Source organism: Streptomyces sp. NBC_00234 (assembly GCF_036195325.1).
Lineage (GTDB): Bacteria > Actinomycetota > Actinomycetes > Streptomycetales > Streptomycetaceae > Streptomyces.
The window spans coordinates 8,217,002-8,234,353 of record NZ_CP108101.1 but is presented as its reverse complement, the minus strand read 5'-3'; the positions used below and the strand labels follow the sequence as shown (position 1 = coordinate 8,234,353).

The 17,352-nt window shown below is 69.1% G+C and carries 12 protein-coding genes and 3 pseudogenes; 10 read left to right on the top strand and 5 right to left on the bottom strand.

Annotation, left to right across the window (positions count from 1 at the left end; all coding sequences use genetic code 11):
• Nucleotides 1–188 precede the first annotated feature (188 nt).
• A complete protein-coding gene (locus tag OG230_RS36165) occupies nucleotides 189–2,249 on the top strand; it encodes an alpha-galactosidase (RefSeq protein ID WP_328907991.1) in 2,061 nt (686 codons plus the stop codon).
• Nucleotides 2,246–3,544 carry an MFS transporter gene (locus tag OG230_RS36160; RefSeq protein ID WP_328907990.1) on the top strand — a complete coding sequence of 433 codons (1,299 nt, stop codon included), beginning with the start codon at nucleotides 2,246–2,248 and terminating at the stop codon, nucleotides 3,542–3,544. The genes OG230_RS36165 and OG230_RS36160 overlap by 4 nt, the downstream gene beginning before the upstream one ends.
• 182 nt (nucleotides 3,545–3,726) lie before the next feature.
• Here OG230_RS36160 and OG230_RS36155 read toward each other — a convergent pair whose 3' ends face one another.
• Nucleotides 3,727–4,350, bottom strand: coding sequence for a TetR/AcrR family transcriptional regulator (locus tag OG230_RS36155; protein ID WP_328907989.1), 624 nt, complete (start codon nucleotides 4,348–4,350; stop codon nucleotides 3,727–3,729).
• Nucleotides 4,351–4,411: 61 nt separating this feature from the next.
• On the opposite strand from OG230_RS36155, the gene OG230_RS36150 reads away from it, so the two are divergent.
• The 4 genes and pseudogenes from OG230_RS36150 (at nucleotide 4,412) to OG230_RS36460 (ending at nucleotide 8,028) form a co-directional block, all read left to right on the top strand.
• Nucleotides 4,412–5,746 carry a GH1 family beta-glucosidase gene (locus OG230_RS36150; RefSeq protein ID WP_328907988.1) on the top strand — a complete coding sequence of 445 codons (1,335 nt, stop codon included), beginning with the start codon at nucleotides 4,412–4,414 and terminating at the stop codon, nucleotides 5,744–5,746.
• A gap of 626 nt (nucleotides 5,747–6,372) precedes the next feature.
• The gene (locus OG230_RS36145) at nucleotides 6,373–6,963 is read left to right on the top strand and encodes a hypothetical protein (RefSeq protein ID WP_328907987.1); all 591 of its coding nucleotides are present in this window, start codon (nucleotides 6,373–6,375) and stop codon (nucleotides 6,961–6,963) included.
• A gap of 15 nt (nucleotides 6,964–6,978) precedes the next feature.
• Nucleotides 6,979–7,182, top strand: a pseudogene (locus tag OG230_RS36140) (O-acetyl-ADP-ribose deacetylase); the annotation flags it as partial.
• Nucleotides 7,183–7,530: 348 nt separating this feature from the next.
• Complete coding sequence (locus tag OG230_RS36460) at nucleotides 7,531–8,028, top strand: transposase (RefSeq protein WP_443051462.1); 498 nt, start codon at nucleotides 7,531–7,533, stop codon at nucleotides 8,026–8,028.
• A gap of 3 nt (nucleotides 8,029–8,031) precedes the next feature.
• On the opposite strand, the gene OG230_RS36135 is transcribed toward OG230_RS36460, so the two are convergent.
• Complete coding sequence (locus tag OG230_RS36135; protein WP_328907986.1) at nucleotides 8,032–8,367, bottom strand: cupin domain-containing protein; 336 nt, start codon at nucleotides 8,365–8,367, stop codon at nucleotides 8,032–8,034.
• 278 nt (nucleotides 8,368–8,645) lie between these two features.
• Between OG230_RS36135 and OG230_RS36130 the strand changes: the two genes are divergently transcribed.
• From OG230_RS36130 to OG230_RS36120, 3 genes are all read left to right on the top strand, one after another.
• Nucleotides 8,646–9,119, top strand: coding sequence for a nuclear transport factor 2 family protein (locus tag OG230_RS36130; protein WP_328907985.1), 474 nt, complete (start codon nucleotides 8,646–8,648; stop codon nucleotides 9,117–9,119).
• Nucleotides 9,120–9,508: 389 nt separating this feature from the next.
• Nucleotides 9,509–10,489, top strand: coding sequence for a GNAT family N-acetyltransferase (locus OG230_RS36125; RefSeq protein ID WP_328907984.1), 981 nt, complete (start codon nucleotides 9,509–9,511; stop codon nucleotides 10,487–10,489).
• Between the two features lie 383 nt (nucleotides 10,490–10,872).
• Nucleotides 10,873–12,297 (top strand): FG-GAP repeat domain-containing protein, encoded by a 1,425-nt coding sequence (locus tag OG230_RS36120; RefSeq protein WP_328907983.1) that lies wholly within the window; start codon nucleotides 10,873–10,875, stop codon nucleotides 12,295–12,297.
• A 574-nt stretch (nucleotides 12,298–12,871) separates the two neighbouring features.
• Here OG230_RS36120 and OG230_RS36115 read toward each other — a convergent pair.
• Entirely contained in the window at nucleotides 12,872–14,236 is a 1,365-nt protein-coding gene (locus tag OG230_RS36115; protein ID WP_443051460.1) for an MFS transporter, read from the bottom strand.
• Between the two features lie 91 nt (nucleotides 14,237–14,327).
• Between OG230_RS36115 and OG230_RS36110 the strand changes: the two are divergent.
• A pseudogene (locus tag OG230_RS36110) lies at nucleotides 14,328–14,593 on the top strand (pyridoxamine 5'-phosphate oxidase family protein); the annotation flags it as partial.
• A 718-nt stretch (nucleotides 14,594–15,311) separates the two neighbouring features.
• On the opposite strand, the gene OG230_RS36105 reads toward OG230_RS36110, so the two are convergent.
• Together OG230_RS36105 and OG230_RS36100 are read right to left on the bottom strand one after the other, a co-directional pair.
• Complete coding sequence (locus tag OG230_RS36105) at nucleotides 15,312–15,944, bottom strand: hypothetical protein (protein ID WP_328907981.1); 633 nt, start codon at nucleotides 15,942–15,944, stop codon at nucleotides 15,312–15,314.
• 326 nt (nucleotides 15,945–16,270) lie between these two features.
• Nucleotides 16,271–16,592, bottom strand: a pseudogene (locus OG230_RS36100) (transposase); the annotation flags it as partial.
• Between the last annotated feature and the right edge of the window lie 760 nt (nucleotides 16,593–17,352).

The following is a 17,352-nucleotide window of genomic DNA, read 5'->3' as shown; positions in this document are numbered from 1 at the left end:
GGCCGAATCAGCTCTCCTGATCCGGCCGGCCCCGGCCGGCTTTCGGCGTGTGCGCCGACCGGGCCGCGCAGAGCACGGGGAACCACACGCCGCGACATTCGATAGCGCCCGTCAGGGGCTTGGCGTTGCGGGCTCGCATGCCTACCGTATGAGCAAAACATGAGCCCTACTCACGTTTGAGGATTTTCGTGATCACACACCACTCCGAAGCCCGCCTCTGGCTCCTGAGCACTCCCGGCACCTCGTATGCCTTCCGGCTGGACGCCGACGACGTCCCCCGGCACGTGCACTGGGGCCGGCCGCTGACCCCGGAGCAGGCCGTCGTGATCGCGGCCGACCTGCCCGACGAGGACCCCGGCGGCGACGACCCCGGGGGTGAGGAGTACGTGGTCGAGGGCGGCCTGCGGTTCGGGGCGCCGTCGCTGACCGTCCGGTTCGACGACGGTGTCCGTGGCTTCGAGTGGCGGTTCCTCTCGCACACGGTCGAGGAGGACCTGCTCACGCTCTCCTTCACCGACCGTGTCCGCTCCCTGGGTCTCGACCTGCACTACCGGCTCCGGGACGGCCATGACCAGATCGAGCGCTGGGCCGTCCTCACCACCGACGAGCCGGTTGACGTCCTGCGGTTCGACTCCGCCGCCTGGACGCTGCCCGCCCGCGACGACTACCGGGTCAGTCATGTGGTGGGGCAATGGGGCCGGGAGTTCCAACTCCGGCGCGACCGGGTGCCCGTCGGGGAGACCGTGTTCACCAGCCGCCTCGGCATCACGGGACAGCACGCCGGGCCGTGGCTGATGCTCGACGCGCAGGACGCCGCCGAGGAGCACGGCGAGGTCTGGAGCGCGGCCCTGGCCTGGAGCGGCAGTCGCCGGATCACCCTGCGCCGCGACACCTACGGCCGCACATCCTGGACGGGCGGGTTCGGCCACGAGGGGCTGGTCTGGAAGCTGACCGCCGGCGAGCGTCTGGAGACCCCGGTCTTCACCGGGCTGTATGCCCCCGACGGCTTCGGCGGCACCAGCCGCCGCTGGCACGCCTACGTCGAACGCGAGGTGCTGCCCGCCCGCCCCGCCGAACGCCCTTTGATCTTCAACTCGTGGGAGGCGACCGAGTTCGACATCAGCGAGGAGCAGCAGACCGGGCTGGCCGGCCTGGCCGCGGGTCTCGGCGTCGAGGTCTTCGTCGTGGACGACGCCTGGTTCGGCGCCCGCACCAGCGACATGGCCGGGCTCGGCGACTGGTGGCCCAACCCCGACCGCTTCCCGCACGGTCTGGGCCCGCTCGCCGACCACGTCCGCACGCTGGGCATGGGCTTCGGCCTGTGGGTCGAGCCCGAGGCGGTCAACCCCGACAGCGACCTCTACCGTGCGCACCCCGACTGGATCCTGTGCCAGGACGGTCGTACCCGCACCCGGCGCCGCCACCAGCATGTGCTGAACTTCGCCCGTCGCGACGTCCGGGAATGGGCGGTCGACTGGCTGGTCAGGACCGTCACCGAGCTGGACGTGGTCTTCCTCAAATGGGACATGAACCGGCCCTTCAGCGAGGCAGGGCAGCCCGGGGCCGCCGACCCCGACCGGGTCTGGATCGAGCACACGCGCGGCGTCTACGAGGTGATGGACCGGCTGCGTACCGCCCGTCCCGGCCTGTACCTGGAATCGTGCGCGGGCGGCGGCGGCCGGGCCGACCTGGGCGTGCTGGCCCGCGCCGACCAGGTCTGGACGTCGGACAACACCGACGCCGCCGACCGGGTCGCGATCCAGCACGGCCACGGCCAGCTGCTGCCCGCCCGGACCATGGGCGCCTGGGTCACCGACAGCCCGCACAGCTTCAGCGCCCGCCCGACCTCGGTCCGCTACCGCTTCCATGTCTCGATGGCCGGGGCGCTGGGCATCGGCGGCGACCTGCGGAAGTGGAGCGAGGAGGATCTGGCCTGGGCCCGCATGCTGGTCGAGCAGTACAAGCGAATCCGGCCCGTGGTGCACGGCGGCGTCCAGTACCGCCTGGAGCACGACGCCGTGCAGTACCTCACCGAGGACGAGGCCGTCGTCTTCCAGTTCCAGCCGTCCGCGCCGACCCGCCCGGTCGCCCGCACCCGGCTGAAGGCCCTCGACCCCGACGCCCGCTACCGGGACGAGACCACCGGCACCGTCCACGAGGGCGCCGTCCTGCTCAGCCACGGTCTCCCGCCGCTGCTGCCCTTCGACTGGACGAGCGAGCTCGTCCACCTCAAGAGAGTGCCCCGATGAACCTCGCCCCCGACCTGCCCGACCACCCCGAGCGCAGCCGGCTGCCCGAGCAAGCCGAGGCCCGCGCCGAGCCCGTCCACCGGGTCGGCCCCGGCTGGGTCGCCCTGTACGTCCTGGCCAACATCGGGGTGTTCATCCCGATGCAGATACCGACCACGTTCCTGATGCCCGAGCAGATCGCCCAGATCGACCCGGCGGGGAAGGTCGGCAGCTACGCCTGGGTCAGCATGATGGGCGCGATCTCGGGCATCGTCATCGCACCGCTGGCCGGCGCGCTCAGCGACCGCACCACCAGCCGGTTCGGCCGCCGCCGGCCGTGGCTGCTCGCGGGCTCGCTCGCCTGCATGGCGACGCTGGTCTTCACCGGCCTCCAGACGACGGTCGCCGGGGTCGCCCTCGGCTCCCTCGTGCTGTCCGCCTCGTTCATGATCATCGGCGCCGGACTCTCCCCGGTGGTGCCCGACCAGGTCCCGGCCGCCCAGCGCGGCGCCGTGCTGGGCTGGGCCATGGTCCCGCAGGCGGGCGCCCTGATCGCGGGCGGGCTGCTGATCGGCCTGGTCACCGGCTTCGCCTCGCAGTACCTGCTGATGGCCGCACTGCCGCTCCTGATCCTGCTGTTCGCGACCACCATGAAGGATCCGCCGCTGCCCCGCCGGCACCGCGAACCGTTCTCACCGCGCACCTTCCTGGACGGCTACCGGATCAGCCCGCGCGCACACCCCGACTTCGTCTGGGCAATGAGCTCCCGCTTCATCATGGGTCTCGGCTACGGCATGGGCACGCTCTACCTGCCGTACTTCCTGGACGACGTACTGCACTACGAGAAGTTGTTCCCCGGCCAGTCCACCGAGGACGGTCTGCTCATCGTGATCGGCATCAACTGCCTGGCCACGATCTCTACGGTCGTCCTCAGCGGCTGGCTCTCCGACAAGCTGGGCAAGCGGCGCATGCTGGTCTTCCTCGGCGGCGTCACGATGGCCGTCGCCGCGGTCCCGCTCGCCCTGTCGCCCACGTGGACCATGACGCTGGTCGCGGCCGTCATCCTGGGCCTGGGCTACGGCGTGTATCTGGCCGTCGACACCGCCTTGGTCACCGAGGTGCTCCCCGCCTCGGCGGACCGCGGCAAGGACATGGCCCTGGCCAACCTGATGACCTCCCTGCCCTACGTCCTCGTCCCTCCGGTCGCCTCGGTCGTGCTCGGCGGCCCGGGAGGCTACAGCTCGCTCTTCCTCTGCTCGGCGGCCATGTCCGCGCTGGGCGCGGTATTGGTCTGGAAGGTCAAGGCCGTCCGCTAGGGCCTGCCGTCAAACTGCCGTCGTCCGGCCGAAGGCCGGGCCGCGCGGTGTCCGGTGCGTGCGATCGCAAGGCGCCGGGATGTCCTCGTAGCGGAGCTACCAGGGCATCTCGGCAACGCCGCGAGCGTGCGTGCCAGACACCGCGCGGCAGGCGGAAGTCCGACGACAGGCCCCAGGGCCGGTTACCGGCGTCGATCGCTCAGATAGCTGTTGAGGACTCGTTTGCACTCAGCGATCAGCTGGGCGTCGCCCAACGGATCGATACGGAAGGCGAGTTGCAGCACACTGTCGGCGCACTCCAGGGCCACCCGCACCGCGATCTCGAAATCGGCGTCGTCCTGGACCCCAATCAAAGAGGCGGTCAGCGAGCGCAGCCTTCCGGCGACCGCGGTGTTGTTGTCCAGAGTCGGCTCCAGGATGTGGTCCTGCCCCACCGCGCCGAAGTCGACCACGCCGAAACCGGCGATCGTCCGGCGCATGGTCACGAACTCGTCGACGGTCACATCCACGATGCCCGGGACGCCCTCGGGCTCCTCCTGCTCCAGCCGGTCCGCGACCCGCCCCAGGAAGGACTCCAGATTCCGGGCGGCGAGCGCACCGATCAGCCCCTCCCTGTCGGAGAAGAACTGGTAAAGGGTCCCGATGGGCACCTCGGCCCTGCGGGCCACCTCCTTGGTGGTCAGCCCTGCATAGCCGACCTCGTCCAGGAGTTCGGCGCAAGCGTCCAGCAGCCGTTCGAAGCGCTCGGCGCTGCGCTTCTGGACCGGCAGCCGGCGCAGCGTCCCTGCGGTGCGATCTTGATTCACGCTTCCATCATCCCACCGAGCGGGTTAACGTGAGCCTTGCTCATGTTTCAGGAGGTTAGACGTGACACTGGACCATCTCCCCGCGGACTTCATCTGGGGCGCCTCGACGGCGTCGTACCAGATCGAGGGCGCCACCAAGGAGGACGGCCGCGGACCCTCGGTATGGGACACCTTCACCGCGCGACCAGGCACCATCCGCGACGGGCACACCGCAGACGTGGCCTGCGACCACTACCACCGCTACGACGAGGACATCGCGCTGATGGCCGAGGCGGGCCTCACCGGCTACCGCTTCTCCATCGCCTGGCCCCGGATCCAGCCGACCGGCACAGGCGAGGTCAATCCCCGGGGTCTGGACTTCTACGACCGGCTGGTCGACGGCCTGCTCGCACGCGGCATCGAACCTGTCCCGACCCTGTTCCACTGGGACCTCCCGCAGGGCCTGGAGGACAGCGGCGGCTGGCTGAACCGCGACACCGCGCACCGCTTCGCCGAGTACGCCGCCATCATGGCCGACAGGCTGGGCGACCGCGTCCAGAAGTGGATCACACTCAACGAGCCGTTCATCCACATGGTCTGGGGCTACGGTCTCGGCACTCACGCACCGGGCCGCACCCTGTTCCTGGACTGCCTGCCGGTCGCCCACCATCAACTGCTCGGCCACGGCCTGGCGCTGAGGGAGCTGCGGGCGCGCGGCCTCCAGGTGATGATCGCCAACAACTGCACCCCTGTCTGGCCCGCTTCGGACTCCCCCGCCGACCACACCGCCGCGCGAGCCTACGACAACCTGCACAACCGCCTGTTCAACGACCCGATCCTCACGGGCACCTACCCGGACCTGTCCGACTTCGGCGCGGACACGACCCTCGGCGGCTCCGTGCGGGAGGGCGATCTCGAACTGATCTCGGCCCCCTTGAGCGCGCTCGGCATCAACTACTACAACCCGACCCGGATCCAGGCGCCGACGTCCGAGGGACTGCCGTTCGAAGAGGCCCCCATCGAGGGCTACCGCCGCACGTCATTCGACTGGCCCGTCGTCCCCGACGGCCTACGGGAACTACTCGTCGGCCTCAAGGAGCGCTACCCGGCACTCCCGCCGGTCTACATCACGGAGAACGGCTGCTCGACGAAGGACGTCGTCAACCCGGACGGCACCGTCCTCGACCTCGACCGCATCGACTACTTGGACACCCACCTCCAGGCCGTCGCCACCGCCGTGGCCCAGGGCGTGGACGTGCGCGGCTACTTCACCTGGACCCTGATGGACAACTTCGAATGGGCCGAGGGCTTCCACCAGCGCTTCGGCCTCGTCCACGTCGACCACGACACCCAGCTCCGCACCCCGAAAGCGTCCTTCGCGTGGTACCGCGACCTCATCCGTGCCCAACGCGGCTAAACCACCCGCCGGTATCTCGTCAGGCGACCTCATCCGTGCCCAGCGCGGCTGAGCCGCCCCCGGCATCGCGTCGGGCGACCTCATCCGTGCCCAGCGCGGCTGAGCCGCCCCCCGGTATCGCGTCGCGGATCGGCGTACTCGCGGGGTGGTGAACTCCGGCACGTCACGCTGACACCTCGTCATGCCCCGGGTGTGTGCCCCTTCGTCCACCTGGCGGAGGGGCACGAGTCCCACACGGTTGCGATGCCCGAGTGCCACACGGTTGCGGTGCCCGGGTGCCACACGGTTGCGATGCCCGGGCCACTCACGCCGACCTCACCCTTCTCGACGTGCCCGGCCAGGCGCCGCAGAGATCCGGCGTCGCCCTCGACCACGACCGTCAGGCGTACCAGCGCCTGGTGGCGTGCAGGCCGACGCCCTGCACGACAGTGGCCCCGGCGCGGACCGCCCAGGTTTGACGCCCGCCTCCGCACACGTCGGTCACCCTGAGGTGCGCTCCGACGGTCGACAGGCTCACGTGCTCTATCCCAGCAACGGGCCGCCTCGACCGCTTCGACGAGGGCGAGGAGGAGTTACAGGGCAACCTGCGTACCGCCGTCGGCACGGGCGGTACGGGGCGTGTTCCCATGCGTCTGCGGAGCGCCCGCCACCCCGGGCCTCGCCCGGCCTTGGAGAGACCGCTCTCCCGGCGCCAGGCCGCCCTGCTCGAAAGCACGCGCCGCTTGCCGGGATCCGCTGGCGTACGAGGGCGAGGGCGTGCGCGGCGACGGCATGACGTGCGGACCGACCTCACTGGCTATCGTGGCCCCGTGGACTCTGACACTGCAACGTTCCCGCTTCACCCGATCCGGGGTGTCCGAGCCGTCTACGCGCGCCAAGCCAGCTGTCCCTCCGACTTCGCGGAGGTCACTGTGGACTTCGAGCCGTGGGAGAGGGGTGTCACCTTCGAGATGGCCGCCGATCTGGTCGTTGACGGCGACGACGATCCCGAGTGGCAGGCCAAGTGCCAGGCCGCTGTGGAGGCGGGCATACGCGACGAACTCACACAGTCAGGGACCATGCTGTCTCCGGCCACGGCGGTAGTCCTGCGGCGCATGCGCTTCCACCCGGTCGACTCCCACCCGCGGGCGTTCCGCCAGGCCGGTCGCCTTGCTGTCCGCAACGCTCTCGCAGCGGCCCACCGGCCACCGCAGGCGGCAGATGAACGCCAGGGCTGACAGCAGGATGACCGCATGACGACACGACCGACGATCGCCCTCGTGCGCGGGGACATCACAGAGCAGCACGCCGACATCCTGGTCAACGCCGCCACCTCCTCGCTCCCCGGCGATGGCGCGGCGGAACCCGAGATCCTTGCCGCCCGCCGCGACCTGCGGGCCTCGCACCACGGCAAGGGACTCCAAGCCGGGCAGGCGGTTGCGACGACGGCCGGCCGGCGGGCCGCGTGCGGAGTACGTCGTCCACACAGTGGACGCAGTCTGATCCCCCACGAAGGCCCGTTCGGCGTCGCCGGCCTTGATCAAACCGCTGCTGCCGCCCTGACCTGAGCGGTCTCGCGGTCTCCGGGCCCGAGGCCGGTTTCCGGACAGACTCTGTTTGCAGGGAATTCTGTATGTCTGTTCAACGATGTGGCCTGGCGACTCCTGCCACCGAAACTGGGTTCGGCTTGGAACAGACCTGCTGGCGACGGCAGGATCGCTCGCAGCAAGCCGGAGCCTTGGCCAGCCACCGGCTGCTGCTCGCCCAGCTGAACGCGGCCGGCGAACTCGGCCGGACCCGCGCGCATGGACAGCTCCCACGTCCGCGCGACAAAAGAGGGAGCCGCAACCGGCCCGTCGCCGGTCGACCGGCGGAAGACAGGCAGCAAACACCACCTGATCTGCGACGGACACAGCACCCCGCTGCACGTCACCACCACCGCGGCCAACGTCAACGACATCACCGGGACCCTGGCCCCGGTCGACGGCATCCCGCCGCTCGCCGGACGCCCCGGTCGGCCAAGGTGGCGGCCCGAGTCCGTCCTGGGTGACAAGGCGCACGACTCGAAAGCCGTGCGGCGTGAGCTGCGGCGTCGCCGGATCATGCCGGTGATCTCCCGCAAGGGCGCTGCGAACACCAGGACCTGGGCAGGCTCCGCTACGTCGCCGAGCAGACCTTCGCCCTGCCCCACCCGTCCAAACGCCTCGCCCTGCGTGGGGGAACGACGCGTCGAACTCCACGATGTCTTCTTGCCGTTGGCCAGCCTCATCTTCCGGCGGCCTCTGAGGAGAGCCCCTTCCTGATCGCTAGGACTTGGTCGAGCGCGAGCCGTACGCAGGCCCGAACACCACGAGCAGCACCAGGTCTTCGGCCACCTCTGTGAATCGATGCTCTTCACCAGCCGGCACGAAGATCACCGTCCCGGGACTCACCTCGTCCGTTCGACCTGGTGTTTCGATCTTGGCGCGCCCGGCTGTGACGACATAGATCTCGTCCTCGGTGTGCGGGCTCTGGGCATCACGCCCGCCGACCGGGATGCAGTACGTTCCCACCGACAGATCCGATGTCCGTAGCTGCTCGATCCAGTCATTGCCGGCCTCGCCGGGGTGCGTCCACACGCCTGCGCCCTTGATGATCTCCATGACGGGACCCTAACGCCGGCTCCGGAAGCGCAGCACCCGTGATCCTGATATCCGCGGTTGAAGGCAGTGCCGACGAGTGCCGACGATGATCTCGGCGACCGGGTCGGGAAAGAATGGTGTTCACCGATCACAGTTCTGGCACACGTTCTGTGGACTGGCCACACTGAGTCACGGATCGGCAGGTGGGGGCGGCCGCGGACGGGCACGCGCCCGGAACCGGGGTCCAGCTCGGGTGAGGCTGCGCAGCCTCACCCGAGGCGACCTGATATGAGTTGATCATGAATGCTGAGACTCTTGACCCGATGGAGCGCCTGCTCGCAGAGCGGGCTTGTGAGCGGCTGGTCGTCGAGTTCGTCCACCGGCTCGACCTCGGGGACCCGGGCTCGGTGGCGGACCTCTTCACGCAGGAAGGCACCTGGGAATGGCCCGCCGGCGACCGCCGCATTGCGGGTCACGACGCCCTGCGCATCTACTTCGGCAACCGGCCCGCAGACCGGCTGTCACGCCGTATATGCACCAACATCCTGGTTACCGTGACCTCTGCGGACACCGCCGCCGCCACCACCTACTTCACCACGTACCGTGTCGACGGCTACAGCGAGGGCCTCGTACCGCCGCGGCCCCCGGTTCAGGTGGGGCACTACGAAGACACGTTCCGCAAGGTGGACGACACCTGGCTGCTCACCACCCGGACTCTCTTCCTCTCCTTCGCCGGTCCCACGGAACGCCTCGACGGGCCTGGCCAGCCATGAGAACGGCTCCCAGCCGACCGGCCGTCAAGAGCCCTACGCCACAGGGAGTGACACTCCACAGAACTTGAGCCAGAGCCCGATCACGACGGCGATTGTTCAGCACCCCGGGAGGCACCCACCCGGGCGGCCGAGGTCGATGTTCACAAGAACGGACAGCACCCGGCGACTGACTCCCCGTCCCGGCCAGAAAGTGGCCTTCCTGGGCCTCGGTTCCTGTAGTAGCCGTTGTTCGACCGGTCGGTATTCGTCCTGGTGACCGCTGCAGTTCCCGGCGGACAGGCACGGCAGACCCGCCCGGTCCTCGGCCCCTGGGTATCGGTGGACCTTTCGCCTCGCCTGCGGCGCACGCCCGTGGTGCGATGAAAGAGGGGGTCGGGAAGGAGAGAGCGATGATCCCACCGGCAGAGGAGCGCAAGAGTGGCACGGGCCCGGTGTCGGTCCGCCCGCTGGGTGAGGCGGACCTGGATCGGGCCGACGAGATCTTCAGGGTCGCCTTCGGGACGTTCCTCGGGGTTCCCGAGCCGAAGACGTTCTTCGGGACCGCCGACTACGTCCGCACTCGCTGGGCGGCCGATCCACAGGCGGCCTTCGCAGCGACGGTCGAGGGCGAAGTCGCCGGATCGAACTTCGCCGTCAACTGGGGCAGCGTCGGGTACTTCGGCCCGCTGACCGTACGTCCGGACCTGTGGGACCAGGGCGTCGGCAGGCGCCTCATGGAACCGGTCATGGACTGCTTCGACACCTGGGAGAACCGCCACCTGGGCCTGTTCACCTTCTCTCACAGCCCCAAACACCTTGAGCTCTACCGCCGGTACGGTTTCTGGCCCCGATTCCTCACAGCCATCATGAAGAAGCAGGTCGCAGGCAGTACCGCGGTCCCCGGCCGAGTGCTGTACGGCAAGCTGCCCGCCGCAGAGCAGCCCGACGCCCTGAGCCTCTGTCGCACACTGACCGGGGCCGTGTACGAGGGCCTGAGCCTGGAACGCGAGATCGTGGCCACGCACGCGCAGGGACTCGGTGACACCATCCTGCTTCAGGGCGCCGGCTCAGAGCTCGATGGCCTGGCCGTCTGCCACTGCGGAGCCGGGTCCGAGGCCGGAGAAGACGTGTGCTTCGTCAAATTCGGCGCCGTACGCCCCGGCCCGGAGGCCGCCGACCGGTTCGAACGACTGCTCACCGCGTGCGAGCAGCTGGCCGCCGAGCGCGGACTGGGTCAACTGGACGCCGGAATGAACCTGGCCCGCCCGGATGCCTACCGGCGAATGGTCGACCGAGGTTTCCGCACCTGGTTGCAGGGCGTGACCATGCACAGGCCCAACGAACCCGGCTACAGCCACCGAGACGCCTACGTGATCGACGACTGGCGCTGAGCCCCCACCACACTCGGGCCGAGCGGAAGGCCCGGTGCTGCTTCCGGAGCGGGCAACCGGCCTGGAGGCGCTGCGCGTTGTGTGGGAGCCGGCGGATGCGGCGTGGGAGGAGAGCCTCGGTGCGGCGGCGCGAGCTCACGGTCGGTGGCCTGCCAGGTACGGGGTGCCAGGGCCGGGTCGTCGGGGCCGGGTCGTCGGGGAGGGGTGGTGCACGGTCGGACGTCGGACGGCGTTGCGTGGAGGCGTGCAGCGCAACCATTTGGCGTGCGAGTGGTCTTTCCAGGAGGGCGGGGCAGCCGGCCGGTTGCGGGGGCGGAGGCCATGGCCGCAGATCCGGGTGCCGCCGCTGACAAGTGCTCGTTCGTACAACAGGGGGATGGACCATGCTGGATTCTCGATTCCGTACCGCGTCTGCGGTCTTGGTGGTGCTCGCGGTCACCGCGGCTGCCGCTCCGCTCGCCTTGTCCGGTACGGCTGCGGCCACCGGGGCCGCGGCGGTGACGGGGCAGCACGTCGACTTCAACGGGGACGGCTACGAGGACATGTTCGCCCCGGTGCCCGAGGGAACCGTCTCCGGCATCACGAAGGCCGGGTACATCGCGGTGTACCCGGGTGACGCGAAGGGCATCAGCCCGGCCCGGCACCGGGTGATCAGCCAGAACTCCTCCGGGGTGCCCGGGGCGGTCACGGCGAACGCCCGGTTCGGGGCGGGCGTGGCCGCCGACATCGACGGCGACGGATACACGGACCTGCTCGCATCGGCCGGCCAGGACACGCACATCATCCTGTTCGGCGGGACGAACGGGCTCGCAACCCGGGCGGTGGAGTTCCACGGCCAGGGCAACGCGGTCGGCGACTTCGACGGGGACGGCCGCACGGACGTGGCCGGGATCGACCCGGCCGACTGGGGCGGAAAGATCGTGGTGAGCGAGAACATCGGCGCGGACGGCTCGGTCGGGAGCACCCGCACGGCCCTGGTCGCCGACGGCATCACCGTCTACGAGAGCGTGCAGGCCGTGGACATCAACAACGACGGCAAGGACGACCTGCTGGTACGCAGCGGCTGCAGCGACGAGCCGGACTGCGGCTCGGCGTCGCTGTATCTGTCGACCGGCACAGGCTTCGAGAAGACCCCGATCGTCGCCGCCCCCGGGACGTACCTCAACCACTCCTCGGTGACCGTCGGCTCCGTCAACGGGGACACCTACCCGGACCTGGTCTTCACACGCCAGCCCACCGGCCTGGACAGCGACCTGGACTTCCCGAGCAAGGGAGGTGCGGTAGCGGTCGTCTACGGCGGCCCCCAGGGGCAGAACACCACACTGAAGCCGAAGTGGATCACCCAGAGCACGGCCGGGGTGCCCGGCGCCGACGAGAGCGGCGACGACCTCGGCGCGAGCGCGGCAGTCAAGGACCTGGACGGTGACGGCTACGGCGAGGTCGTCGTGGGTCTGCCGGGCGAGGACGTGGGCACGGCCAGGGACGCCGGCGGCGTTTTGGTGTTCAAGGGCCGGGCCTCGGGCATCACGGGCGCCGACACAAAGGTGATCGGCCAGTCCACGGCGAACGTCCCCGGCGTCGACGAGAAGGGCGACGCGTTCGGCGGCGAGGTCCACATCGTGACCGCCGCCAAGGGCGTACCGGCCACCCTCGCGGTGGCCGCCCCCGAAGAGAACACCGGCCAGGGCGGTGTATGGCTGATCAAGAGCAGCAGCTCGGGCCCGGTCACCCAGGGCAGCATCGCCTTCGGCGAGGCAAGCCTGGGACTGGAGCCGTCCGCGGTCGGCTTCGGCCGCCTGCTGGGATAAAACCACCGGCCCGATAACACAGCGGGCACGTCCGGCGGAGCAGGACCCAGGCCGGTCACCACTCCGCCGGACACCGGACGAGCACCCAACAAGGACCGAAGGCAACCGACCCGCTGCAATCCTGTCTACGCGAACAACTCCCCCTCCGTCACCTGTATCCCACGTCCCCCGCGACCAGAACGCGGAAATCGAAACCGACAGCCAAGACCCCCTCCCCCCGCGTCCGTTACACCGCCGGGCTGAACTCCCACACACCGGCAGGAAACAGACCAACACGGAGGGCGCGTGCTCGTCGAGGGGCTGACGGTCGGGCATGGGGGCTGGCCCCCCCGAGGACTCCTGGGATGTCATCTGGCGAGTGCACCGTGGGACGCTGAGCCGAGCTGGTGGGGCAGGGTCGTGGTGAACCGGGCTGGCTCGGCTTCGCGGAGATGTCGCTGCGTTACACGCATGCTGCCTTGAGGCGCCAGACCACGTGCACCAAACCCAAGGACCTGTCAGGCGTTCACGATGAGTGACCGGGAACTCCCAGCGGGTCGGCTTGCTCTCGCGTCGGTGGCTGGTCGGCGGAACTTCAGCCGGTGTGGTGGATCTCCTTCGGCGGAATGCAGGAGAACGCGAGAGCGGCGGCTGCCACATAGGCGAGCGCGCCGATGACCATGCTGGTTCGCAGCCCCGCTGTGAAGTCACCGGTCGCGGCGAGCAGTGAGCCGCCCAGTGCGACACCTGCGGCGCTGCCTACTTGGCGGGTGGTGTTGAACAGGGCGGAGGCGGTGCCCGAGAAGCCCTCGGGTGCGGCTGTCATGACGGTGGTGGTCGAGCCGGTGAGGGCGAAGGAAGTGCCGAATCCGGCTGCCATCATCGGTGCGACGAGCAGCGGGTAGCCCGGGTCCGTCCCGGCGGCTGCCCAGCCGGCCAGGCCCGCAGCTGCCAGCAGCATGCCGAAGACCACCAGCGGGCGGTGTCCGGTGCGTCGTGCGAGGCGCCCGGACAGGACGGAGGCGAACATCGTCATGGCGACTGCGGGGAAAAGGGCGAGCCCGGTGCGCAGTGCGCTCAGGTCGCGGTGCTGCTGGAAGTACAGGCTGGCGGTGAAGATCATGCCGTAGAAGCCGAAGTTGAACAGCAGGCCGATCACCGCCGCGCCGCTCAGCGCGCGCGAGCGCAGCAGCCGCAGCGGCAGTACGGGAGTGCGGGCCAGGTGCTCGCGCAGGACGAACAGGGCAGCGGCCAGCACGCACAGGCCGGCCCCGGCGAGGATCAGCGGGTCTGTCCAGCCGCGTCGTCCGGCCTCGTTCAGGACAGCGGTGAGCAGAGCCACCGTGGCGAGGATCGCACCCTGGGCCGGCCAGTCCAGGGAGCGGCCGGTGTGCCGGGGCGAGGGGGCTACGTGGCGCAGAGTCAGCAGCAGGCAGGCGCATCCGATGGGCAGATTGATGAAGAAGACCCATCGCCAGCCGACGGTGGTGACGAGGAGTCCGCCAAGGAGGGGGCCGGCGGAGGCGGCGATGCCGGCCATCGAGCCCCACAGTCCGAAGGCGCGTGAGCGCTCGGCGGGCGAGGGGTATGCCTGTTGGAGGAGGGCGAGGGAGCCGGGCACGATCAGTGCCGCGCCGGCTCCCTCCAGCAGCCGGGCGGCGACCAGGGTCCCGGTGTGCTGGGCCAGCCCGCAGCCGGCCGAGGCCACTATGAACACCACTGCCCCGGTACAGAAGATCCGGCGGTTGCCCAGTCGGTCCCCGAGCGCGCCGCCGGTGAGCAGCAGGCCGGCGAAAGCCAGCGTGTAACCGTTGGTGATCCACTGGATTCCGGTGAGCGAGGCCGACAACTCCCGACCCACGACGGGAACGGTGACGTTGATGATGGTCACGTCCAGGATGACCATGAAGTAACCCGCGCAGACCGCGAGCAGTGGCACCACGGACCGGGGCCTTGCCACCACCGTCCCACCTTCGTAAGAGAGACACGACACCCCGTTCCGGGGAGCCCCGGCGCCCGCAATCCTGATTGCAGCAGGACGGTCCGCGACGCTGGGACCCACGGGAAATGCCTACGCGAGCATCGACAGCAGGCTGCGGACGTTCATCGACAGCCGGCCGGCCTACCTCACCGCCACGGCCCCGCTCGCCGCCGACTGACGTGAACCTGTCGCCCAAGGGCCGGCGGGGCACTCGGGGGGGTACTGGACGAGTCAACCCTGGCCCATCCGGACTTCGGCGGCAGCCACGCCGAGACCATCGCCCACCTGCACGAGAACGGCCGGACCACGCTGATCACAGCAGTGCGGGTCCAGGGCCCGCAATGAGCGTCGCAGCAGGTCAGGGCCAAAGTTCTCGCGCTCCAGGTGCGCGGCGATCGTTCCTACGAGTAGGTGGTTATGAGCGCGTCCATCTGTGAGGGCGTACAGAACCAGGCGCCGCCGTTCAGTCATTGAATCCTGGGCAGGTTGCCCACACTCTGAGCCCTGCCGAGGTACCTGTTGATGCTGCGGCAGTGATGCTTCACCAAAGCGAGCAACTCGCCAGGCACACTCCCCTTGCGCGCCAGGGGGTCCGACCCCACACTCTGCGCGTCTCGCAGCGGCAGAGGGCGTCACGGACTCCCGGTAGCCCTTCGCGGTGCTCCGGGCCACGCGGAGTCTCGCTGCGCCGAACGGGGTGTCTGCGCGGGTACGAGGTCATGACAACGCCGTTCCAGTCAGACCCAGATCGGGCTTCTACGCTGCGGTCATGCCGCCTCGGCGCTGTGAACGACGCTGCGCGCCTTGGGCCTACCAGTCCGAGCCAGTCGCGGGTCGGCTCGACACTCAGCCGGGCACCGTCACAACAACGAAAAAGAGCGGCACCATCCTGAAGAACATCGAGAGTACCCGGCACACGCTCAAGCCCCTGGTAAGCCTGGGCGTCCTCGCCGAGACCGAACCATGCCTGTTCCTCCAGCACCCCCCGTAGCAGCCCTCCGTTCCAGGTCACCCGTCCGTCACGGCTGCCGCACTCGCCATCCGGCTCACGCCACTAGTGACCCGTCGTGCGGAGCCACTGCATCGTTGTGACGAGCTCTTCGCCGAAATCCTCGCAAAGCGCGAGCAACTCACGACCCATGGACGAGTCGAGCAGCCCTGCGGAATCGGGGAGAACCCCGAGAGCACCATGACAGGTGGTCTCGACGGCAAGGTGGCGCCACGCGAAATAGCCCTCGCTCGCCCGGTCCGCCAAGTCGGCGAGGTACCGACGGTGGGCTTCCTCCGCGGGATGAGAGTAGAAGGAGCCCTCGACGAGACCGTCGAGGTAGTACGCCAGGCCGGCCGAGGTTTCGACCACTCGCTCGACTTCGTCCACGCCAGGCTTGTCCAGCAGTTCCCCGAAAGTCAGCAGGTTGCTGATGGTCTCCAACTGGAAGAGCTGGACCGCGTCCGGGTCGACTTCAGACGCAAAGAGCGGGGCCGTGCACAGCTCGGCGATTCCTCGCCGGTATGCGCGCTCCCACTGTTCGCCCGGGGGCGATGCTGCCAGTCGGAACAGCGACTCCAGCACGGACTGCTCGACGCCCCACTCTGCATCCAATTCGAACGCGAGCATCGGCGCCCGCCACCGCCACAGGGCCAGGACGGCCGCCTGACGCTGGTGAACGGGCTTCAGGTCCGTCAATCGCTCGATCCGTACCACGTTCCTGAGTCAGCCCCTCTGATCCACCGCCCCCGCCCGCCCCCTCTGACCTCGGGACACTGCAGAAGCCACCGAAGGACCACCTGACCACCAGAACGGCGCCTGACACAAACCAACACCGGAAATCGGTCATACCGGTTCAGAAAGCCCTCCCAGAAACGGGAACCAGCCAAATGACCACAACCGCACGAGCAACCGAGCGCCTCACCTCCTCACCACCTCCACCAGGCGGGCGCACAGTCTCTCCCATGGCCTTTCGCTCTGGTGTGTCATAGCCACCGCCCCTTTTGACGCGGCGGGTGGTGGGCCTTCCGGGCTCCGGCCGCATGCTGGTGGGCACGGATCGAGGTGGAGTCAAGCGAGAGGTCCCAGTCGATCCCACCGGCGACATCGGCCTGGGCCTGCACCTGCTGGAGCAACCGTTCCCAGGTTCCGTCGGCCGACCAGGGCCGATGGCGCTCATGGACGGTCTTCCACGCCCGTAGCGTTCAGGCAGGTCACCCCACTGCAACCCGTCCGCACCCGGTGCAGGATGCCGTTGACCACCTGGCGGTGATCGCGCCACCGTGTTGTGCGAGTTGGCGAGAAACCCGAGCCTCGAGATGCGCAACCTCCTCTTCGCGGCCACAGTGACCGCGGCCTACCTGTCGGCGTGCGGCCTGCCCGTGAGCCCTGGCCTGGACACCGTTCTCCGCCTTGCCCGCGCCGCCCGGGATGGGCTCCCGGTGCGTGAGGTCGCCGCTCAGATCAAGACCTGGACAAGCTGATTCTCTCGTCAGGGTGGATCCCCACAGCAGTCTGGGGCCCCGCTCCATCGGCTGACCAGCGACGATGTCGTTTATACACCGTTTCCCACTGCCCGAACCGCTCTGGTGTGGTCGAAGGGCATGTCAACCGGATCTAGATACACAAGCGCCAGATGTTCGGGCGGGCAGGCTTCCAACTTCTCCGCAAGCGCGTCCTACTGGCGTGAGGGTGGGTGGCCACGTCACAGACGTTGAGCCAGAGCATTCGAAGTGAACACAATGGGGCCAGATGTCGGCGCATTCGTCGATGACGGCGCAAGCGAGGCGAATGCCGCCCAGGTATGTGGAGATGCCGTCGTCGCCGTGCAGGTGGGGTCGTCCTGGAACCACTGCGGCCACAGGCCGCCCTCCTGCGAAAGTGGTCACGGCGCGAGGCGGCGGCGAGCCATGCCGCGGTCCGCCGCTCGCGCCAGCTGCCTTCGAAGAGGATGGTGAGCTCGGCGTCGGGGCAGCATTCGCATCAGCGGCCAGGGCATGAACGAGCGGCTCGTACTCCTCGCGCGACATACGAAGTACCGCTCCGCCAAGCTTCAGGTAGCGGCGCGCGGGGCAAAATAGCGGCGGAGCAGAGCCTGTATCTCAGG

Excerpts from the sequence above, each read along its gene's own strand:
- OG230_RS36160 (WP_328907990.1), top strand. The coding sequence starts at position 2,246 with ATGAACCTCGCCCCCGACCTGCCCGACCACCCCGAGCGCAGCCGGCTG.
- OG230_RS36145 (WP_328907987.1), top strand. The coding sequence starts at position 6,373 with ATGCGTCTGCGGAGCGCCCGCCACCCCGGGCCTCGCCCGGCCTTGGAG.
- OG230_RS36460 (WP_443051462.1), top strand. The coding sequence starts at position 7,531 with ATGGACAGCTCCCACGTCCGCGCGACAAAAGAGGGAGCCGCAACCGGC.
- OG230_RS36135 (WP_328907986.1), bottom strand. The coding sequence starts at position 8,367 with ATGGAGATCATCAAGGGCGCAGGCGTGTGGACGCACCCCGGCGAGGCC.
- OG230_RS36130 (WP_328907985.1), top strand. The coding sequence starts at position 8,646 with ATGAATGCTGAGACTCTTGACCCGATGGAGCGCCTGCTCGCAGAGCGG.
- OG230_RS36125 (WP_328907984.1), top strand. The coding sequence starts at position 9,509 with ATGATCCCACCGGCAGAGGAGCGCAAGAGTGGCACGGGCCCGGTGTCG.
- OG230_RS36120 (WP_328907983.1), top strand. The coding sequence starts at position 10,873 with ATGCTGGATTCTCGATTCCGTACCGCGTCTGCGGTCTTGGTGGTGCTC.